Raw genomic sequence first — 25,946 nt, forward strand, 5'->3', positions numbered from 1 at the left:
CGGCGGCGTCGGCCTCGCCGCCGCCTAATGGGAGCTGCCGGGTCGTAGAGACTCGGTAGCCGTAGCCGCCAGCAGGTGAGCACTCCCGCCGCCGGAAGCCGTCCGACTTCTGAGGTCAGACCGTGCCCCTGCTGGTCGGCCGGGAGGCCAGACCGCTGATGGGGTGGCGTGCCCGCCCAGTGGGGTGTGAGCACTGGATCCATTAGGCCGCGTGCCGCGCTTTCCGCAGGCTGCAAGGAGCGAAGTACCTGACCAGGAGGACGAGTGCTGCTGATCGGCGATGACTGGGCCGAAGACCACCACGATGTCGAGGTCCAGGACGAGACCGGCCGGAAACTGGCCGCCGCGAGGTTGTCCGAGGGCGTGGAGGGGATCGCCAAGCTGCACGAGCTCGTCGCCGAGCACGGCGGTGGGGACCTTGATGCCGCCGAGGTCGTGGTCGGGATCGAGACCGACCGCGGCTCATGGGTGCAGGCCCTGATCGCCTCCGGTTACCAGGTCTATGCGATCAATCCCCGGCAGGTGGCCCGGTTCAAGGAGCGGTACGCCTCCTCCGGCGCCAAAAGCGACAAGGGCGACGCACACGCGCTGGCCGACATGGTCCGCATCGACCGGGCCCAACTGCGGCCGGTGGCCGGGGACAGCGCCCAGGCCCAGGCCGTCAAGGTCGTCGCCCGCGCCCACCAGACCCTGATCTGGGAACGCACCCGCGCCTTCCAGCGGCTGCGCAGCACGCTGCGGGAGTACTTCCCCGCTGCCCTGAACGCCTACGCCGACCTGGCCCTGACCAGCACGGACGCACTGGAACTGCTGATCAAGGCGCCCGCCCCGGCAGCCGGGGCGAAGCTGACCCGCACCCAGATCACGGCCGTCCTGGCCCGCGCCCGCCGACGCAACCGGGACGCCAAAGCGGCCACGATCCAGACCGCGCTGCGCCAACGGCAGCTCGGCCTGCCCGAGCCGGTCACCGCCGCTTACGCGGCCACCGCCACCGCCCACGCCCATCTGATCATCGCGCTGAACGAGCAGATAGCCGCAATGGAGGAGCAGGTGAAGGCCCATTTTCGAACGCACCCGGACGCTGAGATCTACCTCTCGATGCCCGGCATCGCGGAGATCACCGGCGCCCGGGTGCTCGCCGAGTTCGGAGACGACCCCACCCGCTACGCATCCGCCAAAGCCCGCAAGAACTACGCCGGCACCAGCCCCATCACCCGGGCCTCCGGCAAGAGCCACACCGTCCAGGCCCGCTACGTCCGCAACAACCGCCTCGCCGACGCGCTGCAGACCCAGGCGTTCTCAGCCCTGCGCGCCTCGCCCGGCGCCCGCCGCTACTACGACAAACAGCGCGCCCGCGAGACCGGCTACAACCCCGCCCTGCGCCAGCTCGGCAACCGCCTCGTCGGCATCCTCCACGGATGCCTCAAGACCCGCACCCTCTACGACGAAGCGACCGCCTGGTCGCACCACGCACACCTCCATGCCGCTTGACATCAAACGACATGGGGTGTCTGACCAGACCATCTGCAGGCCTTCGAGGACGAAGACCGGCTCCCAGTCCGGCGGCGGCGTCGCGGGGCTGCTGAACAGGTCGGCGAGTTCGCCGCGGCCGAGCAGCCGGGCGAGGTCGGCCCAGTCCGCCGCGACCGGGTCGGCGGGCACCGCGGAGAAGGTCGCGACCTCCGGCAGGTAGGCGGCGGCCCGGCCGCGCCGGCGTGCGAGGTGCGCGTGGTGGCCGCCGAGCGACGCGCCCACGGGATCGTCGAGCGGGGTCTCGTCCTGGTTCGTCATGTCTCTGCTAGCCGGCGGGGACATAGGGCGGGGCGACGCCCCAGCCCCAGTGCGGCATGGGGGCCTGGAGGGGCGGCTTCGCGTCCGGCCGGGAGTTGGCGAGGGCGATGCGCGTGCCCCATTCGATGTAGGACGCGAACGCGGCGCGGAACTCCGGGTCGTCCGGGAGACCGACCTCGTCCGCCGCGTCCATGAGGAGCGAGACCCAGCGGCGGCGCTGCGCCTCGGTGATGGACTTGCCCAGGTGATGGCGCACCATGTGGTGGTAGCCGCCGCGCTCGCGGCTGTAGCGTTCGGGCCCCTGGAAGACCTCGCCGAGCCACGCCGCGACCCACTTCGGGTGGTCCGGCGCCATGTGCTCGAAGAGGGGGCGCAGCAGATCGTCCTTCAGGACGTTCGTGTAGAAGCGCTCGGTGAGCCGTTCGAGCGCCTCGCTCCCGCCCGCCCAGTCGTACATGGTCGGGACGGACGAGCCGGCGCCGCGCACCGCCGTCCGCTCGTAGTGCCGCATCTCCTCGATGCGCTGGACGTACGGCTTGATCTCCGCGAGGAACGCGGGGAAGTGCTCGCCGCCCCGGAAGCCCCGCATGTGGTCGTCGGCCGACGTCCAGCAGATGCGCAGGATGTAGGAGGACGGCTCGTCGACGCACCTGGACAGTTCGTAGTCCACGCACTCCGGGGCGGCGGCGAGCGGTACCGACGCCCGCGCGTAGGCGGCCTCGAAGTCCTCGGCGTCCGGCGGGTCGATGCTGTAGCGGACGTACTCGACGATCACGGTCCCCCCAGGATGCTTCCGGTCGGATTATCACTGTAATCCTGTAATCATCCGACCGGAAGCGAAAAGATCAATCCTGGGCGGGCGAGCGGCGGAACCAGGCGACGATGCCCGCCGCGACCGCGAGGACCACCGCGGCCAGGCCGATCCAGAGCCAGCCCGACGAGCCTCCCGAATCACCGGTGGACGCGGCGTCCGTCCCCGACGGCGCCGGCGCCGGGGGCTGGGCGGCACCGGTCGAGCCCTGCACGGTGAACGTGAAGGAGCCCTCGACCGGATGGCCGTCCGACGCGACGACGCGCCACCCCACGGTGTACTGCCCGTTGGGCAGCGTGCCGTTCACCGCCTGGGTGACCTTGTTGTCGACCGCCCGCGCCGACCCCGCCTGGTACTGCCTGCGCGACCCGTCGGTCACGACCACGCGCGGCAGCCGCACCGGGTCCGCGTACGTCAGGACGATCTGGGACGGGGCCGCCACCGTCGAGTCCTTCGCGGGGCTCGCCGACGTCAGCCCGGTGTGCGCCGACGCGGGGACCGCCGTCGTCGCCAGGACGGCCGCGAGCGCCGCGACGCCGGCGGCCCCCGCAGCGCCGCCCGGGTCACGCCCGGCTCCGCGCCCGGGTCACGCCGTAGGCGCCGACCCCGACGCCGACCACGCCGACGGCGATGCCGATGCCGCCGAGCAGCCGGGCCGTCCCGTCGCCGGACGACGCGGACGACGTCGCGGCGGCGGGCTTCACCTGCGCGGTCAGGCCGGTCGCGGCCGTCGAGCCCTGGGGAAGGAGCTTCAGCACCGGCGCGGGGTGCTCCGGCTCGTTCGCCCCCTCCGCGGGGGCCTCCTCCCACGTGACGACCTCGCCGCCGGTGTAGGTCTGGTCGGCCGTGAACACGAGCCGGTCGGTGTCGGTGGGCAGCGGCCCCATCGAGACGTCGAACTCCTCGAACCGGCCCGGCTCGATCTTGCCGCCGCTCCAGGTGATCTTCGTGACGGCCTCGGTCAGCTCGCCGCCCTCGATCTTCACCGGCTTCGGCAGCCTGGACTTCTCGACCTTCACCGTCCAGCCCGGCAGCGGCCGGACCGACACCGACGACAGCGGGTGGTCGTTCGGCAGGTTCACCACGAGCTTGGTGGTGGAGGCGTCGTCGCGCTCGTTCGGCACGCGGAACGAGACCTTGGAGTACGAGCCCTGCTCGGCGGTCCTGGGGTTGACGGTGACGTGGGCGGACGCCGCCGCGGCAAGGCCGACCACGGACAGGGCGGTGAGGGACGCGACGGCCCCGGCGCGCCGGGCATGCGGAAGGAAGGGCATTGCGGAACTCCGTTCGAGACGTACGGGAATGGCCGGGCGCCGTGAACCGGCGTCCGGTGACGTACGGCGCTCCGGCTCAGGAGTGAGCGAGCGCCCTCGAACGCGTGGGGGGACCCCGCCGGACGACCTGGTGCCGCAGGACACGTCCGGTGGCCGTGACGGCCGCCGCCGCGGGCGCCGTCCGGAGAGGGCGGACCGGAGGCTCGGCCGGTTCCACGGCGAGCAGGGCCAGCAGCAGCCGGATCGGGCGGTCCGCCAGGGCGGCCACCCTCCGGGCGAGCGACCACGCCGCCCGCTCGCCGCGCCGCAGCCACCACGCGGCCACCAGCGCGGCCGTGCAGTGCGCCAGCGTCATCGCCAGGCCGTTCCCGCCGTGGGCGGCGGGGAGCGCGACGGGGTCCACGGCGCCCGTCATGGCGGCGTGCGCCCCGGGCGTGTGGTGGGACGGCGGCGCGCAGGCGGCCGTGAAGAGGGTGTGGAGGGCGAACTGCCCGCCGAGGAGCCCGCCCAGGATCGTCGCGAGCGAGCGCTCGTGGCCCGCCAGCACCAGCGTCACGCCGAGGACGGCGCCGAAGCCCGCGAGCGCCGCCCAGGCCGGCACCGCCGCGCCGCCCGCCAGGACGTGCCCGAGGGTCGCCAGCGTCGCGCACACGGTGGAGAACACCACCGCGCGGGCGGGCCGGAACAGCGGCTGCGGCGCAAGGGGGCTCATGACGCGCTTATCGTCCCATCCCCCGCGCGCCCTGCCCAGCCGCCCCCGGAACTTCGCTGACACGCCCAACATCTAGGGGTTGTGCGTTGATCGTCAACTAGATGTAGGGTTCAGTCCCGTGCTGGTCCGCCCCCGCCGTTCGCGGCGGGGGCGGCGTAAGAGGGAACCCGGTGGGAATCCGGGACTGCCCCGCAGCGGTGAGCGGGAACGACCGCCGTCATCACGCACTGGGCCCGGCGGCCTGGGAAGCGACGGCCAGTAGGACGCCTCGGCAGAGGCGGCGCCCGGCGAGTCCGAACACCTGCCCGCACGCGGGGCCGGGAGACCGGCCCCACCACAGGTCCGGGCCCGTCCCGGATCGACACGTCCAGGCCTCGCGGGTGGGCCGGGGGCGGAGCGCGGCCTCCGCCGCGCGCCGTTCGCATGCCTCCGCGGGGCGCATGCGAGGGGAGACGTACGTGACACAGGCTCTGGCCGCGCCGCCGGCGGAGATCACCGTCGAGGTCGAGGCGGCCTGCGAGGGGGTGCCGGGCGCGGAGGCCGGACGGGTGCTGGCCGCCGTCCGGTCCGCGGACGGATTGGACGCGGCCGCCCTGCGGGACCTCGCGATCGGGGAGGCAGCCGCGCTGATCCCCGCCGAGCCCGGCTACTCCAGGGTGGCCGCGCGGCTGCTCGGCGGCCGGATCCGGGACGAGGCCGCCGCGGCCGGCGTCCGGACGTTCGCCGAGTCGGTCGCCGCCGCGCACCGGGAGGGCCTCCTGGCGGACGACCTGGCCGCGTTCGTCCAGGCCAACTCCGCGGGGCTCGACGCGCTCGTCGACGACGGGGCCGACGACCGGTTCGAGTACTTCGGCCTCCGGACGGTCTACGACCGGTACCTCCTCAGGCATCCGCAGTCGAGGCTCGTCCTGGAGCGCCCGCAGCACTTCTTCCTGCGGGTTGCCTGCGGGCTCGTCATCCCCGACGAAGTCGGGCCGGGGGGTGCGGGGGGTCGGCCCCCCGCGGGGGGCACCGAGACCGTGGACGAGGCGGCCGAGCTGTACGCGCTGCTCAGCACGCTGTCGTACCTGCCCAGCTCGCCCACGCTGTTCAACTCCGGGGCCCGCCGCCCGCAGCTCTCGTCGTGCTTCCTGCTCGACTCGCCGCGCGACGAGCTGGAATCCATCTACGACCGGTACGGCCAGGTCGCGCGGCTCAGCAAGTACGCGGGCGGCATCGGCGTCTCCTGGACGCGGGTGCGGTCGCGGGGCTCGCTGATCCGGGGCACGAACGGGCACTCCAACGGGATCGTCCCGTGGCTGCGCACGCTCGACTCGTCCGTCGCCGCCGTCAACCAGGGCGGCCGCCGCAAGGGCGCGGCGTGCGTCTACCTGGAGCCGTGGCACGCCGACGTCGAGGAGTTCCTGGAGCTGCGCGACAACACCGGCGAGGACGCGCGCCGCACCCACAACCTCAACCTGGCCAACTGGGTCCCCGACGAGTTCATGCGCCGCGTCGAGGCCGACACGGCGTGGTCGCTGTTCGACCCCAAGGAGGTGCCCGAGCTGGTCGACCTGTGGGGAGACGAGTTCGACGAGGCCTACCGGGCGGCGGAGCGGGAGGGCCGGTTCGTCCGGCAGCTCCCGGCCCGCAAGCTGTACGGGCGCATGATGCGGACGCTCGCCGAGACGGGCAACGGCTGGATGACGTTCAAGGACGCCGCCAACCGCGCCTGCAACCAGACCGCCGAGCCCGGCAGGGTCGTCCACCTGTCGAACCTCTGCACGGAGATCCTGGAGGTGACGGGCGACGGCGAGGCGGCCGTCTGCAACCTCGGGTCGGTGAACCTGGCCGCGCACGCGGGGCCGTCCGGCGTCGACTGGGAGCGGCTCCGGTCGACGGTCCGCACCGCCGTCCGGTTCCTGGACCGCACCATCGACCGGGGCTTCTACCCCACGCCGGAGGCGGAGAAGGCCAACCGCAGGTGGCGGCCGGTCGGGCTGGGCGTGATGGGCCTCGCGGACGTGTTCTTCACACTGCGCCTGCCGTTCGACTCCGACGAGGCGCGCGAACTGTCGACGCGCATCGCCGAGGAGATCGCCCTCGCCGCCTACAACGCGTCGGCCGACCTCGCCGCCGCCCACGGCCCGCTGCCCGCCTACGAGGCGACCCGCACCGCGCGCGGCCGGCTCCACCTGGACCACTTCCCGGACGCGGCGCCGTCCCGTTCCGCCGACTGGGACGCGCTGCGGGCCCGCGTCGCGCAGGTGGGGCTGCGCAACTCGCTGCTCGTCGCGATCGCGCCGACGGCGACGATCGCGTCCATCGCGGGCTGCTACGAGTGCATCGAGCCGCAGGTGTCCAACCTGTTCAAGCGCGAGACGCTGTCCGGCGAGTTCCTCCAGATCAACCGCTACCTGGTGGAGGACCTGAAGTCGCTCGGGCTGTGGACGCCGGCCGTCCGCGAGGCCGTCAAGAAGGCGAACGGGTCCGTCCAGGGGCTCGTCGACCTGCCGGAGGAGATGCTGTCGCTCTACCGGACGGCCTGGGAGCTGCCGCAGAAGGCGCTCATCGACCTCGCCGCGGCCCGCACCCCCTACATCGACCAGTCGCAGTCGCTGAACCTGTTCATGGAGACGCCGACGATCGGCAAGCTCTCCTCGATGTACGCCTACGCGTGGCGGGCCGGGCTCAAGACGACGTACTACCTGCGGTCCCGTCCGGCGACGCGGATCGCGCAGACGACGGTCGCCGCGGCCGTCTGCTCCCTGGAGAACCCCGAGACCTGCGAGGCGTGCCAGTGACCGCGCGAGAGGAGGGGCACCGGCGAGAGGAGGGGCGGGGCATGCTCCTCGACCCCGGCATGGACCTCACGCTGCGGCCGATGCGCTATCCCGACTTCTACGAGCGGTACCGGGCCGCCATCCGCAACACCTGGACGGTGGAGGAGGTCGACCTCGCCTCCGACATGGCCGACCTCGCGCGGCTCACCCCCGAGGAGCAGCACCTCGTCAACCGGCTCGTCGCGTTCTTCGCCACCGGCGACTCGATCGTGGCGAACAACCTCGTGCTCAACCTCTACAAGCACGTGAACGCGCCGGAGGCCCGGCTCTACCTATCGCGGCAGCTATATGAGGAGGCCGTCCACGTACAGTTTTACCTGACCCTCCTGGACACCTACCTGCCCGATCAGGACGAGCGCGTCAAGGCGTTCGCGGCGATCGAGCACATCCCGTCCATCCGGGCCAAGGCGGAGTTCTGCTTCCGCTGGATCGACTCGCTCGGCTCCCTGGACGAGCTCCGCACCGCCGCCGACCGCAGAGCGTTCCTGCTGAACCTCATCTGCTTCGCGGCCTGCATCGAGGGGCTGTTCTTCTACGGCGCGTTCGCCTACGTGTACTGGCTCCGGTCGCGCGGCCTGCTGAACGGCCTCGCGTCCGGGACGAACTGGGTCTTCCGGGACGAGTCCATGCACATGGAGTTCGCGTTCTCCGTGGTCGACACCGTCCGGGCGGAGGAGCCCGGCCTGTTCGACGCGGAGCTGACGGCCCAGGTCACGGCGATGATGGAGGAGGCCGTCCAGGCGGAACTGGCGTTCGCCCGCGACCTGTGCGGGGACGGCCTGCCCGGCATGAGCGCCGGCGACATGCGCGCCTACCTCGAATACGTCGCCGACCAGCGGCTCGTCCGGCTCGGCCTGCCCGCCCGCTACGGCACCGCGAACCCGTTCGCGTTCATGGAGTTGCAGGACGTCCAGGAGCTGTCCAACTTCTTCGAGCGACGCGTTTCGGCCTACCAGATCGGCGTCGAGGGGGCGGTCGCGCTCGACGAGGCGTTCTGAACCTTTCAGAACGGGCAGTCGTTGGACTGTAAAGACAAGGCCGAGGAGGAAGAACATGCCTTCCGTCATCGACCGCATCAAGCGGTTCGCCCGGAGCCCGCAGGGCCGCAAGGCGCGTGCCCGGGCGGAGCGCCTCGCCCGGGATCCGCGCACCCAGGCGAAGGTCCGAGGACTGCTGTCGCGCGGGCGCGGTGGCGGGCGCCGCCGCTACTGACCTCCGACTCCACTCCCGACCCCACCGCACCCGAGAGCCAGACCCGCACCGAGACCGGACCCGTCCCCTTCCCGGGGGCGGGTCCGGTCCCGTGTTGCGCATTGGACGTAACTGCAACTTGTTTGCAATAGTGGCCTCATGGCCGACTACACGCTTCCCGACCTGCCCTACGACTACGCCGCGCTGGAGCCGGCGATCACCGGCGAGATCCTGGAGCTGCACCACTCCCGGCACCACGCCGCCTACGTCAAGGGCGCCAACGACACGCTGGAGAAGCTCGCCGAGGCGCGCGACAAGGAGCAGTTCGGCGGGCTGGTCGGCCTGGAGAAGACGTTCGCGTTCAACCTCTCCGGCCACGTCCTGCACTCGATCTTCTGGGACAACCTGTCCCCGGACGGCGGCGACCGCCCGGACGGGGAGCTGTCGGCGGCCATCGACGAGCACTTCGGCGCGTTCGAGGCGTTCCAGAAGCAGCTCACGGCGGCGACCTCCGGCGTGCAGGGCTCCGGCTGGGGCGTCCTCGCGTGGGAGCCGCTCGGCAGGCGCCTCGTCGTCGAGCAGGTCTACGACCACCACGGCAACGTCGGCATGAGCACGACGCCGCTGCTGGTGTTCGACGCCTGGGAGCACGCCTACTACCTCCAGTACCGCAACGTGCGCCCGGACTACGTGGAGAAACTCTGGTCCCTCGTGAACTGGACGGACGTGAAGGCCCGCTTCGACGCGGCGTCCTCCCGATAGACGGCGTCCTCCCGATGGACGGCGGCGCCCGCGCGGCGCCGCTGAGGGGGCGGCGTTCACCTGGCCGGGATCGTGCTCAGAACCTTTCCTCGCGGCCTGGTGAACGCCGCTTCCGCCTTGTGCGCACGCGATGCCGCGCGGTTGTGCGCCCGCACTCGCGCACCCGGCCGGCGTTTGGCACGGTCACCGTTGTGCCCGGGCGGTGCGACTCCTCCGCGGCGCCGCCCCTAGTCTGCTCCTTATGACCGGCGAGTACCTGTACTGGGAGAACGTCCCGACGCGGTGGAAGGACAACGACGTCTACGGGCACGTCAACAACGTCGTCCACTACTCGCTGATGGACACCGTCATCAACGAGTGGATGATCCGGACCGCCGGCTTCGACCCCGCGGCCTCCGGCTCGATCGCGCTCTGCGTCGAGTCCCACTGCGAGTACAAGGCCGAGGTGGCGTTCCCCGACACGATCCGGGTGGGGCTGCGCGTCGGCGAGCTCGGCCGCTCCAGCGTCCGCTGGGAGATCGGCATGCTGCGCGGCTCGGACGGCGCGCTCGTCGCGCAGGGCCACTTCGTGCACGTCTTCGTCGACCGGGGCACCCGCCGCCCGGTCGAGATCACCGGAACCGTCCGCACCGAGATGCAGAAGCTGGTGGCCGCATGACCGCGACCCGCGCCGCCGTCCTCGTCGAGTCGGGACGCCCCGCCCCCTACGCCGCGTCCCGCCCCCTGGAGATCGCCGAGCTCCGCCTCGACCCGCCCGGCCACGGCGAGCTCCTGGTCCGCATCGGCGCCGCCGGCCTCTGCCACTCCGATCTGTCCGTCATCAACGGCTCCCGGCCGCGCCCCCTCCCGATGGCCCTCGGCCACGAGGCCGCGGGCGAGGTCGTGGAGACCGGGCCGGGCACCGAGTTCGCGCCCGGCGACCACGTCGTGCTCGCGTTCGTCCCGGCCTGCGGGCACTGCGAGCGCTGCGTCGCCGGACGCCCCGCCCTCTGCGGCCCGGGCGCCCAGGCCAACGGCGCCGGAACCCTGCTCGGCGGCGGCCGCAGGTTCCGCGCCCCGGACGGCACCCGCCCCCACCACCACCTCGGCGTCTCCGCGTTCTCCGAGTACACCGTCGTCTCCGCCCGCTCCGCCGTGAAGATCGACGGCGATCTGCCCTTCGACGTCGCCGCGCTGTTCGGCTGCGCCGTCCTCACCGGCGCGGGCGCCGCCCTCCACAGCGCCGCCGTCGTGCCCGGCGACACCGTCGCCGTCTTCGGCCTCGGCGGCGTCGGCCTGTCCGCCGTCCTCGCCGCGAAGGCGGCCGGGGCCTCCACCGTCCTCGCCGTGGACGTCGTCGCCTCCAAGCGGGACCTCGCCGAGCGCCTCGGCGCCCGTCCCGTCGCGGGCGGCCCGGACGCCGTCGAGGCGATCCGCGACCTGACGTCCGGCGGCGCGGAGAAGGTCGTCGAGACGACGGGCGTCGTCTCGACGACCTCGAACAGGCCTACGCGGCCACCCGCCCCGGCGGCACGACCGTCACCGTCGGCCTCCCCGCCCCCGGCGCGCCCCTGACCCTGCCCGCCCTCAGCCTCGTCGCCGAGGAGCGGACCCTGCGCGGCAGCTATCTCGGCTCCTGCGTCCCCCGGCGCGACGTCCCCCGCTTCATCGCCCTGTACCGCGACGGCGCCCTTCCCGTGGACGCACTTCTCAGCGGCCGCCTTCCGCTGGACGAGATCAACGCGGGTTTCGACCGTCTCCACACCGCCGAGGCGGTCCGCCAGCTCATTACATTTCCGTGAACAAAGGTAATCGCGTGCTATCGTTTTCATTCACCATTGTGAGTGAGCGATGCGGGCATGAAGAGAACCGCGACGGGCGACGGACGCGGGCAGGCCGAGGGCGAGCACCAGCCTGACCAGCCGAGATCCTGGCGCCGGCAGCCGTCCACCTGGCTGGTCGTGATCGTCATGGCGGTCACCGCCTCCTATTTCCAGGACACGCTCCGCGCGGTGGCCGAGGGGTGGCTGACGCCCGGCGAGCTCGCCGATTCGGTGTCCGCGGGCGATGCGATCCGGGTCGTCGACGTCCACCATGACCTCGACTCCGGAAATCCCGTGCTCGTCCCCGCACGAAAAGGCGGTGGGGACGCGCTTTCCGGCGGTGAGACGCCGCCCGACTCGCTGGACGAGGAATGGCTGGCCGCGCACGGCGCGATCGACGTCGGCTCGTCCCGCTGGGAGATCACCATCGAGACCCGGCGGAACGAGGACGTGGAGATCGTGGACGTCCGGCCGGTGATGGCCGGCGGACGGTGCGGCCCGGCCCCGACGGGCGCGTACATCGAGAACCAGGCCGCCGGGGGGAGTGACAAGATCCCGCTCTACCTCGTGATCGACGGCCCGCGCCCGCGCCCGGTCTTCCAGCGGAACGAGGACGGGAGGCTCTCCCCCTTCTTCGTCGGGGCCAAGGCGCAGCGGCTGACCCTGGAGAAGGGCAGGAAGGAGACGCTCGCCATCATGGCGAGCATCGGGCCCCCGGACGAGTTCCCGGAGAAGGAGGGGCCGTACTGCCGATGGAGCGTGCGGGTCGACTACATCGCGGGCGGCGGGCGCCACCAGATGTCGATCACGGCGCCGGGGAACCGGTTGTTCGCGCTCACCGGCAGGCTCCCCGACGTCGCGCGCTACCAGGTGGTGTTCATGGACGGCCTGAACTGCCAGAGGTCGCACTACACGAGGGTGCCGGCGGCCAGGTACGCGAAGCTCCTCAAGGCGTCGTCGCCGCCGAAGTGCCCGTAGGCGCGGCCACCGCGTCAGCGGGCCGGCTCCTCCGGTAGGAGAACGCGACGGCCAGGCCGACGAGCCAGCCCCAGACGACGCCGAACCGCATCGCGAAGGGCAGGATCAGCGTCACCTGCGTCCCGAAACCGACGGCGTCGTAGTTCAGGCGGGACAGCGCGGCATGGAAGAGCCCGGTCAGCGCGCCGGTGAGAACGACGAGCGACCAGCCGAAAAGGAACGCGTCCAGGGTGCCGTGGCGTGCCCCCGTTTCCAGCCCGGAGACGACCTTCCACAGCAGCAGCCACAGCAGCACGAGGAAGACGAGCGCCACGGCGGTCGACACGGGCCAGCCTTCCGTGATGCCGGAGTAGTCCATCGGCTTCCGGCCGCCGCCGGGCGCGAGCCAGTCGTCGCCCGCGCTCGGCGGAGGCTCCGGCCGCAGCCTCGGATAGAGGGAGATGTCCGACAGTGCTCCGGGCAGCGAGAGCCTGTGACGGGCGTCGGCGGAGACGAATCTCGTGGCGCCGCCCAAGAACGCCAGGCACACCGCGGGGATGACGCCGACGGTGGCGACGTGGCGCGCTCGCCCTGGCAGGTCGCCCACGGCTCTCGCGGGCACATCGGGGGAGTCGCCGGGCCGTTTCGTCCCCCGCAGGCGGTACGCCAGGTAGAGGCCCGCCAGCGGGAGCCCGATCCACAGCGACATGCCGGCGCCCGCGAAGAGCGCGTCGGACGGCCAGAAGTGGTGGTCCGTCCGCAAGTCGATCTTTATCGCCAGGGGGATGTGCGCCGCGTCGCCGACGCCGCCGAGGACCACGATCGTGAGGGCCGCCACCTCGCCCGCCCCGAAGGCCAGCATCACGACGCTCGTCCACCGCAGGAGCGCCCCGGCGAGCCCCGTTCTCGCCGTGACGGAGCGTGCGACGAAGTAGACGAGCGCGACGGTCAGCAGGTGGACGCCGATGCGCAGCGGCCAGCTCCACGGGGCGAGGTGGGGGGCGACGGAGTCGTTCGGCGTCAGGGGTGCGAAGAAGGAGATGACCCTGAGGACGGGATCGTCTCCATAGCGAAAAGCGGTCAGCCGTACCGGGACGTGCGCGGACGTGTCCCACTGCGTGAACGATAGACACCCCGTGGCGCTGATCCCCGCCGCGGTGCTCCAGGAGCGTCTCATGCGGGCTCTCAGGCGAGGACGTGGGTGGTGAGGAGTTGCTCGAAGTCGGCCTCGAAGGCCTCGTAGCGGGCGCGCAGGTCGGGCCCCGGCCAGTCGGCGGGCAGCAGCGACGGGGGCAGGAGGGGGTCGTTCAGGAGGTGGCGCAGGACGGCCGCCGCGAAGGTGAAGCGCTCGGCGATCGCGGTCGCCCCGGCCAGGGCGGTGCGCAGGGCGTCGGCCTTGGCCGTCCAGGCGTCCAGGTCCCACAGCGAGGCGGCCAGGGCGGCGGGGTCCTGCTCCGGGCGGCCCGTGAGGAAGGTGCACTGGCGGACGACGGGCTCGGGGCGCGGGCGCGTCAGGTTCGCCGGGCGCAGCCAGGTGCCCTCCCGCAGCTCGGCGAGCCGCAGCGTCGACATGGCGTGGCGCAGCGCGGCGCGGTCGGCGGCGGGACGGCGCTCGGCGGTGATGACGGCGATCTCCCAGACGCCGTCCCACGGGCGGGTCGGGGGGAGGCGGGCCTCGTCCTGGCGGGCCTGGCGGGCGAGGAGGCGCTCGGTGAGGGCGTACGTGCCGCCGGACTGGACGAGGTCGCCGGCGGCGACCATCCGCGAGAGGGCCACCCGGATCGTCCCCTCCGCGATGCCGAACAGGTCGCCGACGCGGACGAGGTAGCGGGCCGGGAGGCGGGGCGGGTGGACGCCCAGCAGCGTGCTCAGGACGACGGACCGAGCGGTGAGCGGGCGAATCTCCAGGCTGTCCATGGCTGGTGGTGACCCTACCCGGGGGGGAGGGTGGCCTCGTCCTCAGATTACAGTCTTTCCGTCGCGTGATCCGTAAGTGTAATGTCGGACCATGGCGTCCTACCTCATCGAGTCCTTCGACCGGCTGCCCTTCGGGGACGCGGAGAAGGCGCGCCGCTACGCCACCGAGCGCTACCGGGGCGCGGCCGGCCGCAACTGGTACGACTGCGACCCCACGCTGCGGTTCCTCATGCGGCGGCACCTGGGCGACGGCTTTCCCTGGGCCGAGCCCCGGCTCAGGGAGATGGGCGCGCTGATGGGCGGGCCGATCGCCGAGCGGGCCGAGGAGACGGACCGCGACCCCCCGCGCCTGGAGAAGTACGACCGGTGGGGGCGCGACATCAGCGAGGTCGTCATGCCGCCCTCGTTCGAGGCGGCGCGCCGGGACATCGTGGCGACGTCGTTCACCCGGCCCGACTTCGTGGCCGAGGCAGAGCGCCGCGGCGTCGACCCCGCGCCGATGGGCGTGGCCTGGAGCTACCTGCTCGACCAGGCCGACATCGGCATGGCGTGCGCGCTCGGCACCGGCGGCGACATGGTCGTGGGGCTGACGGAGATGTTCGCGCCGGACGACGTCAAGGCGCGCGTGCGGGAGCTGTTCGCGGCCGGGGAGATGTCCGGCGAGGCCGCGCAGATGCTCACCGAGCGGTCGGGCGGCTCGGACCTCGGCGCGCTGGAGTCGACCGCGTCCAGGGACGGGGACGCCTGGCGCCTCAGCGGCTTCAAGTGGTTCGCCTCCAATGCGGGGGGCTCGGCGTTCGTGGTGCTGGCCAAGCCGGAGGGGGCCGTGGACGGGGTCCGCGGCATCGCGCCGTTCCTCGTCCTGCGGGAGCGGCGGGACGGGTCGCGCAACGGCGTCCGGATCCGGCGGCTCAAGGACAAGCTCGGCACGCGGTCGGTGGCGTCGGCCGAGATCGAGTTCACCGACGCGGAGGCGTTCCTGCTGGCCCCGGCGTCGAGCGCGGGCGAGGGCGGGGACGGCAGGGGCCTGGCCCGCATGATGGAGCTGACCAACGGCGCCCGCCTCGGGATCTCCATGATGGGCCTCGGCTGCGCGCGGCGGGCCCTCGTCGAGTCGCTCTGCTACACGCGGGCCCGCGAGGCGTTCGGCGCGCCGCTGGGCGCGCAGCCGCTCATGCGCCGCAAGCTCGCCGAACTGATCGTGGAGACCGAGGCCGTGCAGGCGCTCGTCTTCGACGGGTACCTGGGGCGTCCCCGGCTGCGCCTCGGGGCCACGCTCATCAAGCTGCGGGCCGCGCGGCTGGGCGTGACGGCCGCGAGCGACGCGATCGAGATCCACGGCGGGAACGGCTACATCGAGCAGTGGCCGGTCGCGCGGATCCTCCGGGACGCGCAGGTCAACCCCATCTGGGAGGGCGGCGACAACATCCTGTGCCTGGACGTCCGCCGCGCCGTCGAGCGGCAGGACGCGCACGAGCCCTTCCTCGAACGGCTCGACCAGGCCGTCGAGCGGGCGCCCGGCGGGGACGACGAGACCGCCGCGCTGGTCGGGCAGAGCATCGGGCATCTCCGCGAGGCCGTAGAGAAGTGGCGCGGGCTCGACAGGACCGTGGCCGAGGCCCGGCTCTACCCGCTCGCCCAGTACATGGCCGACGTGTACGCGGCGGCGCTGCTGCTGGAGCAGGCCGGCTGGGAGCGCGCCGATTCCGGCGAGGACCGCAAGGCGCTGGTCGCGCGCCTCTACGCTCGGAGCCACCTCGCCGACCCCGGTCCGCTGCGGGGCATCGACGACCCGGCGGACGACCTCGAACGCTTCGAGGACCTGGCGGACGGCGCGTTCACCGGCGACTAGGAGGCCCGCGTGGCGGTACGGATCGAGCGGGACGGCCCGGTGACCACGGTGGTGATGTCCCGCCCGGCGACGCGCAACGCCGTGGACGGCCCGGCGGCGCGCGAGCTGGCAGCCGCGTTCCGCGAGTTCGACGCGGACGGCGGCGCGAGCGTCGCCGTCCTGTGGGGCGAGGGCGGGACGTTCTGCTCCGGCGCCGACCTCACCTCGGTCGGCACCGCGCGCGGCCCGCGCCTCGACCCGCCCCCGGCCGACGGGCCGCTCGGCTGCACGCGGATGCGCCTGTCGAAGCCGGTCATCGCGGCGGTCGCGGGCCACGCCGTCGCCGGGGGCCTGGAGCTGGCGCTGTGGTGCGACCTGCGTGTCGCGGAGGAGACGGCCACGTTCGGGGTCTACTGCCGGCGGTGGGGCGTCCCGCTGGTCGACGGCGGCACGGTCCGGCTCCCGCGGCTGATCGGCGCGAGCCGCGCCATGGACCTGATCCTCACCGGACGGCCCGTGGACGGGCGGGAGGCGTTCGAGATCGGCCTCGCCAACCGCCTCGTCCCGCTGGGGAGGGCGCGGGAGGCGGCCGAGGAGCTGGCGGCGGAGCTGGCCAGGTTCCCGCAGACCTGCCTGCGGGGCGACCGGCTGTCGATGCTGGAGGCCGAGGGCCTCGCCGAGGACGAGGCGATCGCCGCCGAGTACGGGCACGGCCTCGGCTCCATGGAAGACGCGGTCAAGGGGGCCGGGCGGTTCGCGGACGGCCGCGGACGGCACGGCGACTTCACCGACATCTGAGCCCGGCGGGGGCCGCCCGCGCCCCGCCGACGTCACCTGGGGGTCGTTGACCGAACTCGATTCGGGACCGTAGGTTCCTGAGGGGCGGCCGCCGTGACCGAGGAGAGCGAAAGCGATGACGCTGACCGTGGAGGAGGCGGGCCTGGCGCTCGCCGACCCGAAGGCCTACGCCGACGACCGGCGGTTCCACGACTCCCTCGCGCTGCTGCGCCGCGAGTCCCCGGTGCACCGGGTGGAGGCCCCCGGCTACACGCCCTTCTGGGGGATCACCAGGCACGAGGACGTCCTGGAGATCGAGCGCAACCACCAGCTCTTCCGCAACGCGCCGCGCCCGGTGCTCGGCACCGCCGAGTTCGACGCGCTGAACCGGCAGCGCGTGGAGCAGGGCGTCGCGCTGCGCACCCTCGTCCACATGGACGACCCCGACCACCGGGTCGTCCGGGCGATCGGCGCGGACTGGTTCCGGCCGCGCGCGATGCGGGCCCTGGAGCCGCGCGTCCGCGAGCTGGCCAAGCGGTACGTCGACCGGATGGTCGACCTCGGCGGCGAGTGCGACTTCGCCCGGGAGGTCGCCGTCCACTTCCCGCTGTACGTGATCCTCTCGCTGCTCGGCCTGCCGGAGAGCGACTTCGACCGCATGCTGAAGCTCACGCAGGAGCTGTTCGGCGGCGATGACGACGAGTTCCAGCGGGGCACCACGAACGAGGAGAAGCTCCAGGTCCTGCTGGACTTCTTCGCCTACTTCCAGGCCCTGACGGAGGAGCGCCGCAGGCGTCCGACCGACGACCTCGCCTCCGCCATCGCGAACGCGCGCATCGACGGCGAGCCGCTGAACGACTTCGACACCGCCTCCTACTACGTGATCGTCGCGACGGCCGGGCACGACACCACCAGCGCGACGATCGCCGGCGGCCTGCACGCGCTCGTCGAGCACCCCGGCGAGATCGAGCGGCTCCGCGAGAAGCCGGAGCTCATGCCGCTCGCCGTGGACGAGATGATCCGCTGGGTCACGCCGGTCAAGGAGTTCATGCGCACCGCCACCGAGGACTACGACCTGCGCGGCGTCACGATCCGCGAGGGCGAGGCGGTGCTGCTGTCCTACCCGTCCGCGAACCGGGACGAGGAGGTCTTCGACGACCCGTTCCGCTTCGACGTCGGGCGCGACCCGAACCGGCACCTGGCGTTCGGCTTCGGCGTCCACTACTGCCTGGGCGCGGCGCTGGCCCGCATCGAGGTCCGCGCCTTCTTCGAGGAACTGCTGCCCCGCCTCGGCTCGATCGAGCTCGCCGGGGAGCCGGAGAGCATCGCCACCACCTTCGTCGGCGGCCTCAAGCGCCTCCCCATCCGCTACACCCTCGCCTAAGGAACCCCCGGTGCAGATCGAAGCCGCGGTGCTGCGCGCCGCAGACGTCCCCTACGCCATCGAGGCGCTCGACCTCACCGACCCCGGGCCCGGCGAGGTCCTCGTCAAGATCGCGGGCGTCGGGATGTGCCACACCGACCTGCTCGGCCGCATTCCCGGAGACCTCGTCGCGAAGCCGGTCGTCCTCGGGCACGAGGGCTCCGGCGTGGTCGAGGCGGTCGGACCCGGCGTCACCGGCCTCACCGCCGGCGACCACGTGGTCATGTCGTTCGACTCGTGCGGGACGTGCGCCGATTGCCGCGCCGCCAAGCCCGGCGCCTGCCCGCAGATGACCGCGCTCAACATGCTCGCGATGCCGCTGGACGGGACGCCCCGCGCGACCGGTCCCGGCGGCGAGCCCGTCCACACGCGCTGGTTCGGGCAGTCGTCGTTCGCGAGCCACGCCCTCGGGACCGCGCGCAACGTCGTCCCGGTCGGCGGGGACGTCCCCCTCGACATGCTCGGGCCGCTCGGCTGCGGAGTGCAGACCGGCGCCGCCTCCGTGCTGATCTCGCTTGGCGTTCGCGCGGGCGACAGCGTCGCCGTCTTCGGCGCGGGCGCGGTCGGGCTGGCCGCCGTGATGGCCGCGCGGATCGCGGGCGCATCCACGATCGTCGCCGTCGACCTGCACGCGTCCCGGCTCGACCTGGCCCGCGAGCTCGGCGCCACCCACGTCCTGAACGGGGCGGACGACGACATCGCCGGGCAGATCCGGGCGATCTCCGGCGGCGAGGGCGTGCAGTACGCGCTCGACTCCACCGCGGTCCCCGAGGTCGTCTCGACGGCGGTCGCCTCGCTGCGCACCACCGGCGTCTGCGGCCTGGTCGGCGTCGGCGCCGCCGAGTACCGGCTGGACGCGAACCTCCTGCTCATGGGGCGGACGGTCAAGGGCATCATCGAGGGCGACGCCGTCCCCCACACGTTCATCCCGCGGATGATCGAGATGTGGCGGCAGGGCCGGTTCCCGTTCGACCGGCTGGTCACGACCTACCCGCTCGCCCAGATCAACGAGGCGGAGGCCGACGCGACGTCCGGCAAGGTCGTCAAGCCCGTCCTCATCCCGTGAGCCCCGTCCCGGGGTCCTCGAAGTACGCGGCGCTCCCGGCGTCCGCCGGGTAGTACGACTCGACGGCGACCTCGTCCAGCGTGATGTCCATGGGCGTGCCGAACGTGGTGATGGTGGAGAACATCCGCAGTTCCCGCCCCCCGGCGCGGACGATCATCTGGATCATGACGTCGGCGCCGGACGGCGCCTCCTCGGCGCCGGGCTCCAGCAGTTCCTCGTAGAGCGCGGCGAGCCCGGGGTCGGGGGCGGCGGCGAGCTGGCGCCCGACCCGGGCGCGGAACACCGCGCGCACGTCGGCCAGGTTGACGACCAGGCGGGCGAGCCCGCGCGGGTCCAGGCCGAGCCGCAGCAGGTTGACCGGCGGCCGGAGCAGCTCGGGGTCGACCTCGGCGAGGAACGGCTCGACGGCGCGGTTGGTCATGACGATGTCCCAGCGGCGGTCGAACGCCAGCGCCGGGTACGGCTCGTGCGCCCGGAGCACCCGCTCGACCGCCCCGCGGGCGGCGGACAGCGCGTCGTCGTCGAGCGGCCGTTCGGCATAGCGGGGCGCGAAGCCGGCCGCGAGCAGCAGCCGGTTGCGGTCGCGCAGCGGCACGTCGAGCCGCTCCGCGAGCCGCAGCACCATGGCGGCGCTCGGACGGGACTTCCCCGTCTCGACGAGGCTGACGTGCCGGGCCGAGACGTCGGCGGCGATCGCGAGGTCGAGCTGGCTGAGCCGCCGGCGATGCCGCCACTGCCGCAGGAGCCCCCCGATCGTGTCCATGGGCGTCGAGCGTACTCAGCGCGCGCGGCGAGACGCCATGAAACGGGACTTCATCGACAGCCGGCCGCGACCGCGGAAACACTGCGTCCATGACCAACAAGGACATCGTTCGGGGCGCCCTGTCGGAACTGATCGCCACGGGGAGCGCCGACGGGCTCCGGCCCCTGCTCAGCGACGGCTTCGTGCACCACCGGCCGGACGGGACCTCCTCGACCAGGACCGAATGGCTCGCCGCCGTGGAGGCGGCGCTCACCCCGCTCGCCGGCATGCAGGTCGAGATCCTCCACCTGCTGGCCGACGGCGACCACGTGGTGCTGCACACGCGGCGGCGGCTCCCGGACGGGCCGCAGATCGCGGTCGTCGACGTCTGGCGGGTCGACGACGGGCTGCTCGCCGAGGCGTGGGAGATCATCGAGCCGGCGGCACAGGCGGCCGCCAACCTCACCTGGTGGGCCCCCGCTCCCGCCTGACCCGTCCCGCCCGGCCTAGATCATGACCCGGCCTAGATCATGACCGAGTACACCTAGACGACCCGGTGGAGGAGGCCGTCGCCGCGCGCGAGGCGGCGGCAGTTCTCCGCCGCGACCGCGAAGTAGCGGTCCCACGTCTCGCCCGTCAGCCACGCCACATGCGGCATCACGACCACGTTGCCGAGCTCCAGAAGCGGATTCCCCGCCTCGACGGGCTCCTTCTCGAAGACGTCCAGCCCGGCGCCGCCGAGACGCCCCGACGCCAGCGCCGCCACCAGCGCCGCCTCGTCGATCACCGCGCCGCGCGCCGTGTTCACCACGATCGCGCCCTCCGGCAGCAGCGCGAGCCGCCCGGCGTCCAGCAGGTGACGGGTCTCGTCCGTCAGCGGGACGTGCACCGACACGACGTCGGCGGTGCGCAGCAGCTCGTCCAGCTCCCGCCAGGCCGGATCGTCGCGCCGGGGCCGCCGGGTCGTGTAGAGGACGGTCGCCCCGATCGCCTCCAGCATCCCGCGCAGCAGGGTCGCGATCTCCCCGCCGCCGAGGAGCCCGACCGTCCGCCCGGCCAGCTCGCCGCCCACGAGGGACCGGTCGGCGGGCCACCCCTCGCCGCGCCGCGTCCGCGCGTCGAACGGCACGACCCGCCGCAGCGCCGCCAGCATCAGCAGCAGCGACGTCTCCGCGACGGCCTGCGCGTTGCGGCCCGGCATGTTCGCGACCGCGACACCGCGCTCGGCCGCGGCGTCCAGGTCGATGGTGTTCACGCCCGTACCGAGCTTCTGGATCAGCTTCAGCCGCGGCGCCCGGTCCATGTCGGCGGCCGTCACCGGGCGCAGCACGTGCCAGAGCACCTCGGTCTCCGGCAGCAGCTCGGCGAACCGCGCGTCGTCCTGCTCCGAGCAGCTCACGATGTCGAGACCGGACTCCACGTGATCCATGTCGTAGTGCAGCAGCACCCGCATGCCGCCTCCCCTCCCTCGCCGCGACCCCGGCGTCACCATCCGGAGTCCCCCGCGATTATCGTGCGGAGCATGACCAGGAGTGGGACCGAGGTGAGCGCCGTGCGGACGGAACTGCCGATCGTCCAGGCGCCGATGGCGGGCGGGCCGTCGACGCCGGAGCTGGCCGCCGCCGTCTCGAACGCGGGCGGCCTCGGCTTCCTCGCCGCCGGCTACAGGACGACCGAGGCCATGCGCGCCGACATCGCCGCCACGCGCGAGCTGACGTCCCGCCCGTTCGGGATGAACGTCTTCATGCCGTCGCTGGACGACGTCGACCCGGCCGCCGTCGCCGCGTACCGCGACCTCCTCGCCCCCGAGGCCGCCCGCCTCGGCGTGGAGCCCGGCACCCCGGGCCCCCGCGACGACGCCTACGACGCGAAGATCGCCGACCTGGTGTCCGATCCGCCCGCGGTCGTCAGCTTCACGTTCGGCTGCCCGGCCCCGGACGTCATCCGGGCCCTGCGGGACCGCGGCGCCGCCGTCGTCGTCACCGTGACCACCGTGGACGAGGCCCGCCAGGCGTCCGGCGCCGACGCGCTCTGCCTCCAGGGCCTGGAGGCCGGGGGCCACCGCGGCTCGTTCACCAACATCCTCGACGACCCGCTGCCGCTGCGCGCGCTGCTCTCGGCCGTCCACAAGATCACTCGGCAGCCCCTCATCGCCGCCGGGGGCCTGGCCACCGCCGCCGACGTCGCCGGGATGCTCTCCCTCGGCGCCGTCGCCGCCCAGCTCGGGACGGCGTTCCTGCGCTGCCCGGAGAGCGGCGCCAGCGCCGTCCACAAGGCCGCCCTGGCCGACCCCCGCCACACCTCGACCGCGATGACCAGGGCGTTCAGCGGACGTCCCGCGCGCGGCCTGATCAACCGCTTCCTCACCGAGCACACGGCGGACGCCCCCGCCGCCTACCCGGACGTCCACTACGTGACGGCGCCCCTGCGCCGTGCGTCCGCCGCCCAGGGCGACCCGGAGGGCGTCAACCTCTGGGCAGGCGAGTCCTTCGACAAGACCACCGAGACCCCGGCCGCCGCCCTGGTGGCCGCCCTCGCCCCCGCCTGAGACGGGCTCGCCGCGCGGGGCGTCCGCCGGAAATCCAAGTGCCGGACGTCCGAATCCATGGCACGCTCAAGCGACGCCGCAGCCTCCCCGAGGAGCCCCTCGATGAAGGATCTCGAAGCGCGCATGCGCGCCCGCGAGTGGTTCCACTCCCTGACCCTTCTCCCCGGCGCCTGGGCCGTCGTCCGCGTGGACGGCCGGTCCTTCTCCCGCTTCACCGAGGCCAACTTCGACAAGCCGTTCGACCCGCGCTTCCGCGACCTCATGGTCGGCGCCGCGACGACCCTGCTCACCGAGCTCGGCGGACGGTACGCCTACACCGAGAGCGACGAGATCTCCGTCGTCCTCGACCCGTCCTTCGACCTGTTCGGCCGCGAGGTGGAGAAGCTCGTGTCGCTGTCGGCGGGCATCGCCACCGCCGCCTTCACCCACGCCGCCGGGCAGCCCGCCGTCTTCGACGGCCGCGTCTGGATGGGCACCTGCCTCGACGACGTGATCGGCTACCTGCTCTGGCGCCGGGCCGACGCGGCGCGCTGCGCGCTGAACACCTGGTGCTACTGGACGCTCCGCAAGGAGGGGCTGTCCGCGCGGCGGGCCGGCCGCGAGATGGAGCGGACGCCCGCCGGCGAGAAGAAGAAGCTGCTCCTCTCGCACGGCGTGAACTTCAGCGCGGTCCCGGCCTGGCAGCGCCACGGCATCGGCCTCTGGTGGGAGACGTACGAGAAGACGGGCCACGACCCGATCCGCGACACGTACGTGACCGCCACCCGCCGCCGGATCCGCGCCGAACACGACCTCCCCCTGGACGACGCCTACCGCGACCTCCTCGGAGGGGTCTTGCGGCCGACCGCCTGACTACACCTCGGCGCCCCAGTCCCACAGGGCCTGGAGCACCGGCCCCAGGCGGCGGCCCCGCGGGGTGAGCGCGTAGTGCGTGCGCGGCGGCCAGCCCGCCCTTCTCTCCCGTTCGAGGACGCCCGCCTGGACGAGGTGGGCCAGCCGATCGGCGAGCACCTTGTCGGACAGGTCCGGAAGGGACTGCCGCAGCTCGCTGTAGGAGCGGTCGCCCCGCAGGAGCTCGCGGATCACCAGCGTGGTCCAGCGCCCGCGCAGCGCGCCGAGGGCGATCTCCACCGGGCAGGACGGGGTGGGCCGCGCCGCGTCCGCGCGCGGATCGTCGGGCAGCCCCGGGCGGCTGACCGTTTGGTGAGTCACGAGGGCGCCTCCTAGCGTTTCGCGTCCCGGCCCTGTCTACCGGAAGGACGCCTGATGCGCCCCTTGGCCGAACGCCCCGAGGACGTCCCGCACGTGTTCGCCGACCGCTTCAACAGCGGCGACCCGGCGGCGGTCGCCGAGGTGTACGAGGACGGGGCGGTGTTCGTCCCCGAACCGGGCGGCCCGCTCACCGGCGCCGACGCCCGCGCCGCCAACGCCCGCTTCGTGGCCCTCGGCCTGCCGATCAAGGTCGCCCCCCGCCACGTCTACACCGCCGGCGACCACGCCCTGCTGATCGTCGACTGGGTGATCGAGGGCCCCGCGGACGAGGGCCCGGTCCGCATCGAGGGCACCGCGACCGACGTCGCCCGCCGGGGCCCGGACGGCCGCTGGCGCTACACCGTCGACAACCCCTTCGGCACGGCCGCCGCCGGCGGGCAGCCGACGTGACCAGCGCAGATGTGCGGCGCGGGCGTCCCTGGGAAAAATCTGGGAAGGTCGGGCCGGGCCGTGTCGATCGCGCCGTCCGCCGTTCGACCTAGGGATGAGAGAGGGCCCCGGCGGAGGGGCCCGGACAGGGAGACACCGGACATGAAGTACATGCTGATCATGCGGGCGACCGACGAGGCCTACGCGGGCATGGCGGACACGGACCCCGCCGAGATGATCGAGACCGTGGGCCGGTTCAACCAGGAGCTGATCCAGGCGGGCGTGCTGCTCGCCGCGGAGGGCCTCGACGACCCGTCCGAGGGCGTGGTCGTCGACCACTCCTCCGAGCCGCCCGCGGTCACCGACGGCCCCTACGGCGAGACGAAGGAGCTGTTCGGCGGGTTCTACCTCCTCGACGTGGCCTCGAAGGAGGAGGCCGTCGAGTGGGCGAAGCGGGCGCCGGCCGGCGCCGGCTTCAAGACCGAGATCCGCCGCGTCTCGACCATCGACGAGTTCCCGCAGGACAACGAGTGGATCGAGAAGGAGCGGGCCTGGCGCGAGGCCACCGGCCAGCTGTGACGGGCGACCCCACCGGCCGCGAGGCCGTCGCCGCCGTCTGGCGGATCGAGTCGGCGCGGATCGTCGGCGCCCTCGCCCGCTACACCGGCGACTTCGCGCTGGCCGAGGACCTCGCCCAGGAGGCGCTGGCCGAGGCGCTCGTGACATGGCCGCGCGACGGCGTCCCCGGCAGGCCGTCGGGGTGGCTGCTCACCGTGGGGCGGCGGCGCGCGATCGACGCGTTCCGCCGCCGCTCCGCCCTCGACGACCGGTACGCCGCCCTCGCCCACGACCTGGACGAGGGCGGCGCCGCCACCGGACGCCCGCCCGGGAAGGCCGACGACGTGCTCTGGGACCCCGACCGGATCGACGACGACGTGCTCGCGCTCATGTTCGTCTCGTGCCATCCCGTCCTGTCGCGGGAGGCGCGGATCGCGCTGACGCTCCGCGTGGTCGGCGGCCTGACCAGCGACGAGATCGCCCGCGCCTTCCTCGTCCCGACCGCCACCGTCCAGGCCCGGATCACCCGCGCGAAGAAGACCCTCGGCGCGGCCCGGGTGCCGTTCGGGGTGCCGTCGGCAGAGGAGCGGGCCGTGCGCCTCCCGTCCGTCCTCAACGTCGTCTACCTGATCTTCACGGAGGGGTCCACGGCCAGCTCGGGCGGCGAGCTGATCCGGTTCGACCTCGCGGGCGAGGCGCGGCGCCTGGCCCGCGTCCTGGCCCGGCTGGTGCCGGACGAGCCGGAGGTCCACGGCCTGCTGGCGCTGCTGGAGCTGACCGCCGCGCGCTTCCCCGCCCGCACCGCCCCGGACGGCGAGCCGGTGCTGCTGGAGCACCAGGACCGCACCCGCTGGGACGGCGCCGCGATCCGCCGGGGACGCGCCGCCCTGTCCCGCGCCGGGAAGGCGGGCCGGGGCCTCGGCCCCTACGGCATCCAGGCGGCGATCGCCGAATGCCACGCCCAGGCCCCCTCGGTCGCCGAGACCGACTGGGACCGCGTCGTCCTCCTCTACGAGGCGCTGGGCCGCCTGGCGCCCTCCCCGGTCGTCGACCTCAACAGGGCCGTGGCGGTCTCCATGGCGAAGGGACCGGCCGCCGCCCTCCCCATCGTGGACGGCCTCGCCGCCTCGGGCGCCCTGGCGAACTCCCATCTCCTCCCGAGCGTCCGAGGTGAACTCCTCACCCGCCTGGGCCGCCCCGAAGAGGCACGCACCGAACTGGAACGAGCCGTCGAACTGGCGTCCAACGACCGCGAACGCGCCCTCCTCCGCCACAAACTCACCGCCCTCCCCTGAAGGAGGACGTGGCGGGATAATCGGGC

The 25,946-nt window shown here is 73.2% G+C and carries 28 protein-coding genes and 1 riboswitch; of the genes, 19 read left to right on the forward strand and 9 right to left on the reverse strand.

Annotation, left to right across the window (positions count from 1 at the left end):
• Positions 1-264 precede the first annotated feature (264 nt).
• Together ACQEU6_RS30975 and ACQEU6_RS30980 are read left to right on the forward strand one after the other, a co-directional pair.
• Positions 265-1,491: an IS110 family RNA-guided transposase gene (locus tag ACQEU6_RS30975; RefSeq protein WP_499329217.1), complete on the forward strand. Its 1,227-nt coding sequence runs from the start codon at positions 265-267 to the stop codon at positions 1,489-1,491.
• Positions 1,492-1,507: 16 nt separating this feature from the next.
• Positions 1,508-1,693, forward strand: a complete 186-nt coding sequence (locus tag ACQEU6_RS30980; RefSeq protein WP_499336571.1) for a hypothetical protein — start codon at positions 1,508-1,510, stop codon at positions 1,691-1,693.
• Between the two features lie 105 nt (positions 1,694-1,798).
• Here the strand turns inward: ACQEU6_RS30980 and ACQEU6_RS30985 are convergent, their stop codons facing one another.
• From ACQEU6_RS30985 to ACQEU6_RS31000, 4 genes are all read right to left on the reverse strand, one after another.
• Positions 1,799-2,566 carry a group II truncated hemoglobin gene (locus tag ACQEU6_RS30985; RefSeq protein ID WP_499336572.1) on the reverse strand — a complete coding sequence of 256 codons (768 nt, stop codon included), beginning with the start codon at positions 2,564-2,566 and terminating at the stop codon, positions 1,799-1,801.
• A 70-nt stretch (positions 2,567-2,636) separates the two neighbouring features.
• On the reverse strand, positions 2,637-3,116 hold the full coding sequence (locus ACQEU6_RS30990) for a copper resistance CopC family protein (RefSeq protein ID WP_499340391.1): 480 nt from the start codon (positions 3,114-3,116) through the stop codon (positions 2,637-2,639).
• A gap of 49 nt (positions 3,117-3,165) precedes the next feature.
• Positions 3,166-3,876, reverse strand: coding sequence for a YcnI family copper-binding membrane protein (locus tag ACQEU6_RS30995; protein WP_499336573.1), 711 nt, complete (start codon positions 3,874-3,876; stop codon positions 3,166-3,168).
• A 76-nt stretch (positions 3,877-3,952) separates the two neighbouring features.
• Positions 3,953-4,588 (reverse strand): MFS transporter, encoded by a 636-nt coding sequence (locus tag ACQEU6_RS31000; RefSeq protein WP_499336574.1) that lies wholly within the window; start codon positions 4,586-4,588, stop codon positions 3,953-3,955.
• Positions 4,589-4,693: 105 nt separating this feature from the next.
• A riboswitch (cobalamin riboswitch) is annotated at positions 4,694-4,911 on the forward strand.
• A 135-nt stretch (positions 4,912-5,046) separates the two neighbouring features.
• On the opposite strand from ACQEU6_RS31000, the gene ACQEU6_RS31005 reads away from it, so the two are divergent.
• The 7 genes from ACQEU6_RS31005 to ACQEU6_RS31035 all read left to right on the forward strand — a co-directional run bounded on the left by ACQEU6_RS31005 (position 5,047) and on the right by ACQEU6_RS31035 (position 12,143).
• Positions 5,047-7,371 carry a ribonucleoside-diphosphate reductase subunit alpha gene (locus ACQEU6_RS31005; RefSeq protein WP_499336575.1) on the forward strand — a complete coding sequence of 775 codons (2,325 nt, stop codon included), beginning with the start codon at positions 5,047-5,049 and terminating at the stop codon, positions 7,369-7,371.
• Entirely contained in the window at positions 7,368-8,408 is a 1,041-nt protein-coding gene (locus tag ACQEU6_RS31010; protein WP_499336576.1) for a ribonucleotide-diphosphate reductase subunit beta, read from the forward strand. Before ACQEU6_RS31005 ends, ACQEU6_RS31010 begins: the two co-directional genes overlap by 4 nt.
• 55 nt (positions 8,409-8,463) lie before the next feature.
• The gene (locus ACQEU6_RS31015) at positions 8,464-8,622 is read left to right on the forward strand and encodes a hypothetical protein (protein ID WP_185029180.1); all 159 of its coding nucleotides are present in this window, start codon (positions 8,464-8,466) and stop codon (positions 8,620-8,622) included.
• A 138-nt stretch (positions 8,623-8,760) separates the two neighbouring features.
• Positions 8,761-9,363, forward strand: a complete 603-nt coding sequence (locus tag ACQEU6_RS31020; protein WP_499336577.1) for a superoxide dismutase — start codon at positions 8,761-8,763, stop codon at positions 9,361-9,363.
• A 241-nt stretch (positions 9,364-9,604) separates the two neighbouring features.
• Positions 9,605-10,021, forward strand: a complete 417-nt coding sequence (locus ACQEU6_RS31025; RefSeq protein ID WP_499336578.1) for an acyl-CoA thioesterase — start codon at positions 9,605-9,607, stop codon at positions 10,019-10,021.
• Positions 10,018-10,917, forward strand: coding sequence for an alcohol dehydrogenase catalytic domain-containing protein (locus ACQEU6_RS31030; protein ID WP_499336579.1), 900 nt, complete (start codon positions 10,018-10,020; stop codon positions 10,915-10,917). The genes ACQEU6_RS31025 and ACQEU6_RS31030 overlap by 4 nt, the downstream gene beginning before the upstream one ends.
• Before the next feature lie 284 nt (positions 10,918-11,201).
• Positions 11,202-12,143, forward strand: a complete 942-nt coding sequence (locus ACQEU6_RS31035; protein ID WP_499336580.1) for a hypothetical protein — start codon at positions 11,202-11,204, stop codon at positions 12,141-12,143.
• Here ACQEU6_RS31035 and ACQEU6_RS31040 read toward each other — a convergent pair.
• Both ACQEU6_RS31040 and ACQEU6_RS31045 read right to left on the reverse strand, forming a co-directional pair.
• Positions 12,112-13,299, reverse strand: coding sequence for a hypothetical protein (locus tag ACQEU6_RS31040; protein ID WP_499336581.1), 1,188 nt, complete (start codon positions 13,297-13,299; stop codon positions 12,112-12,114). The genes ACQEU6_RS31035 and ACQEU6_RS31040 overlap by 32 nt on opposite strands.
• A gap of 8 nt (positions 13,300-13,307) precedes the next feature.
• Entirely contained in the window at positions 13,308-14,039 is a 732-nt protein-coding gene (locus tag ACQEU6_RS31045; RefSeq protein ID WP_499336582.1) for a PaaX family transcriptional regulator C-terminal domain-containing protein, read from the reverse strand.
• 91 nt (positions 14,040-14,130) lie between these two features.
• Between ACQEU6_RS31045 and ACQEU6_RS31050 the strand changes: the two genes are divergently transcribed.
• The 4 genes from ACQEU6_RS31050 (at position 14,131) to ACQEU6_RS31065 (ending at position 19,136) form a co-directional block, all read left to right on the forward strand.
• Complete coding sequence (locus ACQEU6_RS31050) at positions 14,131-15,891, forward strand: acyl-CoA dehydrogenase family protein (RefSeq protein ID WP_499336583.1); 1,761 nt, start codon at positions 14,131-14,133, stop codon at positions 15,889-15,891.
• 9 nt (positions 15,892-15,900) lie between these two features.
• A complete protein-coding gene (locus tag ACQEU6_RS31055) occupies positions 15,901-16,668 on the forward strand; it encodes a crotonase/enoyl-CoA hydratase family protein (RefSeq protein WP_499336584.1) in 768 nt (255 codons plus the stop codon).
• Between the two features lie 115 nt (positions 16,669-16,783).
• On the forward strand, positions 16,784-18,031 hold the full coding sequence (locus ACQEU6_RS31060; protein ID WP_499336585.1) for a cytochrome P450: 1,248 nt from the start codon (positions 16,784-16,786) through the stop codon (positions 18,029-18,031).
• A gap of 10 nt (positions 18,032-18,041) precedes the next feature.
• Positions 18,042-19,136 (forward strand): NAD(P)-dependent alcohol dehydrogenase, encoded by a 1,095-nt coding sequence (locus ACQEU6_RS31065; RefSeq protein ID WP_499336586.1) that lies wholly within the window; start codon positions 18,042-18,044, stop codon positions 19,134-19,136.
• Here ACQEU6_RS31065 and ACQEU6_RS31070 read toward each other — a convergent pair.
• Positions 19,126-19,899: a helix-turn-helix domain-containing protein gene (locus tag ACQEU6_RS31070; RefSeq protein ID WP_499336587.1), complete on the reverse strand. Its 774-nt coding sequence runs from the start codon at positions 19,897-19,899 to the stop codon at positions 19,126-19,128. The genes ACQEU6_RS31065 and ACQEU6_RS31070 overlap by 11 nt on opposite strands.
• 89 nt (positions 19,900-19,988) lie before the next feature.
• Here ACQEU6_RS31070 and ACQEU6_RS31075 point away from each other — a divergent pair, with 89 nt between their 5' ends.
• Entirely contained in the window at positions 19,989-20,369 is a 381-nt protein-coding gene (locus ACQEU6_RS31075) for a nuclear transport factor 2 family protein (RefSeq protein ID WP_499336588.1), read from the forward strand.
• 53 nt (positions 20,370-20,422) lie between these two features.
• Here the strand turns inward: ACQEU6_RS31075 and ACQEU6_RS31080 are convergent, their stop codons facing one another.
• On the reverse strand, positions 20,423-21,331 hold the full coding sequence (locus ACQEU6_RS31080; protein ID WP_499336589.1) for an NAD(P)-dependent oxidoreductase: 909 nt from the start codon (positions 21,329-21,331) through the stop codon (positions 20,423-20,425).
• 69 nt (positions 21,332-21,400) lie between these two features.
• Between ACQEU6_RS31080 and ACQEU6_RS31085 the strand changes: the two genes are divergently transcribed.
• Entirely contained in the window at positions 21,401-22,426 is a 1,026-nt protein-coding gene (locus ACQEU6_RS31085; protein WP_499336590.1) for a nitronate monooxygenase, read from the forward strand.
• Positions 22,427-22,528: 102 nt separating this feature from the next.
• Complete coding sequence (locus ACQEU6_RS31090; protein ID WP_499336591.1) at positions 22,529-23,278, forward strand: tRNA(His) guanylyltransferase Thg1 family protein; 750 nt, start codon at positions 22,529-22,531, stop codon at positions 23,276-23,278.
• Here the strand turns inward: ACQEU6_RS31090 and ACQEU6_RS31095 are convergent, their stop codons facing one another.
• On the reverse strand, positions 23,279-23,638 hold the full coding sequence (locus ACQEU6_RS31095) for a winged helix-turn-helix transcriptional regulator (RefSeq protein ID WP_499336592.1): 360 nt from the start codon (positions 23,636-23,638) through the stop codon (positions 23,279-23,281).
• A gap of 54 nt (positions 23,639-23,692) precedes the next feature.
• Here ACQEU6_RS31095 and ACQEU6_RS31100 point away from each other — a divergent pair, with 54 nt between their 5' ends.
• The 3 genes from ACQEU6_RS31100 to ACQEU6_RS31110 all read left to right on the forward strand — a co-directional run bounded on the left by ACQEU6_RS31100 (position 23,693) and on the right by ACQEU6_RS31110 (position 25,920).
• Complete coding sequence (locus ACQEU6_RS31100; RefSeq protein WP_499336593.1) at positions 23,693-24,088, forward strand: YybH family protein; 396 nt, start codon at positions 23,693-23,695, stop codon at positions 24,086-24,088.
• A gap of 141 nt (positions 24,089-24,229) precedes the next feature.
• Positions 24,230-24,646, forward strand: coding sequence for a YciI family protein (locus ACQEU6_RS31105; protein WP_499336594.1), 417 nt, complete (start codon positions 24,230-24,232; stop codon positions 24,644-24,646).
• Positions 24,643-25,920, forward strand: a complete 1,278-nt coding sequence (locus tag ACQEU6_RS31110) for an RNA polymerase sigma factor (RefSeq protein ID WP_499336595.1) — start codon at positions 24,643-24,645, stop codon at positions 25,918-25,920. Before ACQEU6_RS31105 ends, ACQEU6_RS31110 begins: the two co-directional genes overlap by 4 nt.
• Positions 25,921-25,946: the final 26 nt, after the last annotated feature.

The organism is Spirillospora sp. CA-108201, from assembly GCF_050936235.1.
In the GTDB taxonomy this organism is placed as follows: domain Bacteria; phylum Actinomycetota; class Actinomycetes; order Streptosporangiales; family Streptosporangiaceae; genus Spirillospora.

Excerpts from the sequence above, each read along its gene's own strand:
- ACQEU6_RS31105 (WP_499336594.1), top strand. The coding sequence starts at position 24,230 with ATGAAGTACATGCTGATCATGCGGGCGACCGACGAGGCCTACGCGGGC.
- ACQEU6_RS31035 (WP_499336580.1), top strand. The coding sequence starts at position 11,202 with ATGAAGAGAACCGCGACGGGCGACGGACGCGGGCAGGCCGAGGGCGAG.
- ACQEU6_RS31015 (WP_185029180.1), top strand. The coding sequence starts at position 8,464 with ATGCCTTCCGTCATCGACCGCATCAAGCGGTTCGCCCGGAGCCCGCAG.
- ACQEU6_RS31070 (WP_499336587.1), bottom strand. The coding sequence starts at position 19,899 with ATGGACACGATCGGGGGGCTCCTGCGGCAGTGGCGGCATCGCCGGCGG.
- ACQEU6_RS31090 (WP_499336591.1), top strand. The coding sequence starts at position 22,529 with ATGAAGGATCTCGAAGCGCGCATGCGCGCCCGCGAGTGGTTCCACTCC.
- ACQEU6_RS31075 (WP_499336588.1), top strand. The coding sequence starts at position 19,989 with ATGACCAACAAGGACATCGTTCGGGGCGCCCTGTCGGAACTGATCGCC.
- ACQEU6_RS31040 (WP_499336581.1), bottom strand. The coding sequence starts at position 13,299 with ATGAGACGCTCCTGGAGCACCGCGGCGGGGATCAGCGCCACGGGGTGT.
- ACQEU6_RS31050 (WP_499336583.1), top strand. The coding sequence starts at position 14,131 with ATGGCGTCCTACCTCATCGAGTCCTTCGACCGGCTGCCCTTCGGGGAC.
- ACQEU6_RS30995 (WP_499336573.1), bottom strand. The coding sequence starts at position 3,876 with ATGCCCTTCCTTCCGCATGCCCGGCGCGCCGGGGCCGTCGCGTCCCTC.
- ACQEU6_RS31030 (WP_499336579.1), top strand. The coding sequence starts at position 10,018 with ATGACCGCGACCCGCGCCGCCGTCCTCGTCGAGTCGGGACGCCCCGCC.
- ACQEU6_RS31085 (WP_499336590.1), top strand. The coding sequence starts at position 21,401 with ATGACCAGGAGTGGGACCGAGGTGAGCGCCGTGCGGACGGAACTGCCG.
- ACQEU6_RS31020 (WP_499336577.1), top strand. The coding sequence starts at position 8,761 with ATGGCCGACTACACGCTTCCCGACCTGCCCTACGACTACGCCGCGCTG.
- ACQEU6_RS31080 (WP_499336589.1), bottom strand. The coding sequence starts at position 21,331 with ATGCGGGTGCTGCTGCACTACGACATGGATCACGTGGAGTCCGGTCTC.
- ACQEU6_RS31060 (WP_499336585.1), top strand. The coding sequence starts at position 16,784 with ATGACGCTGACCGTGGAGGAGGCGGGCCTGGCGCTCGCCGACCCGAAG.
- ACQEU6_RS31100 (WP_499336593.1), top strand. The coding sequence starts at position 23,693 with ATGCGCCCCTTGGCCGAACGCCCCGAGGACGTCCCGCACGTGTTCGCC.
- ACQEU6_RS31000 (WP_499336574.1), bottom strand. The coding sequence starts at position 4,588 with ATGAGCCCCCTTGCGCCGCAGCCGCTGTTCCGGCCCGCCCGCGCGGTG.
- ACQEU6_RS31045 (WP_499336582.1), bottom strand. The coding sequence starts at position 14,039 with ATGGACAGCCTGGAGATTCGCCCGCTCACCGCTCGGTCCGTCGTCCTG.
- ACQEU6_RS31025 (WP_499336578.1), top strand. The coding sequence starts at position 9,605 with ATGACCGGCGAGTACCTGTACTGGGAGAACGTCCCGACGCGGTGGAAG.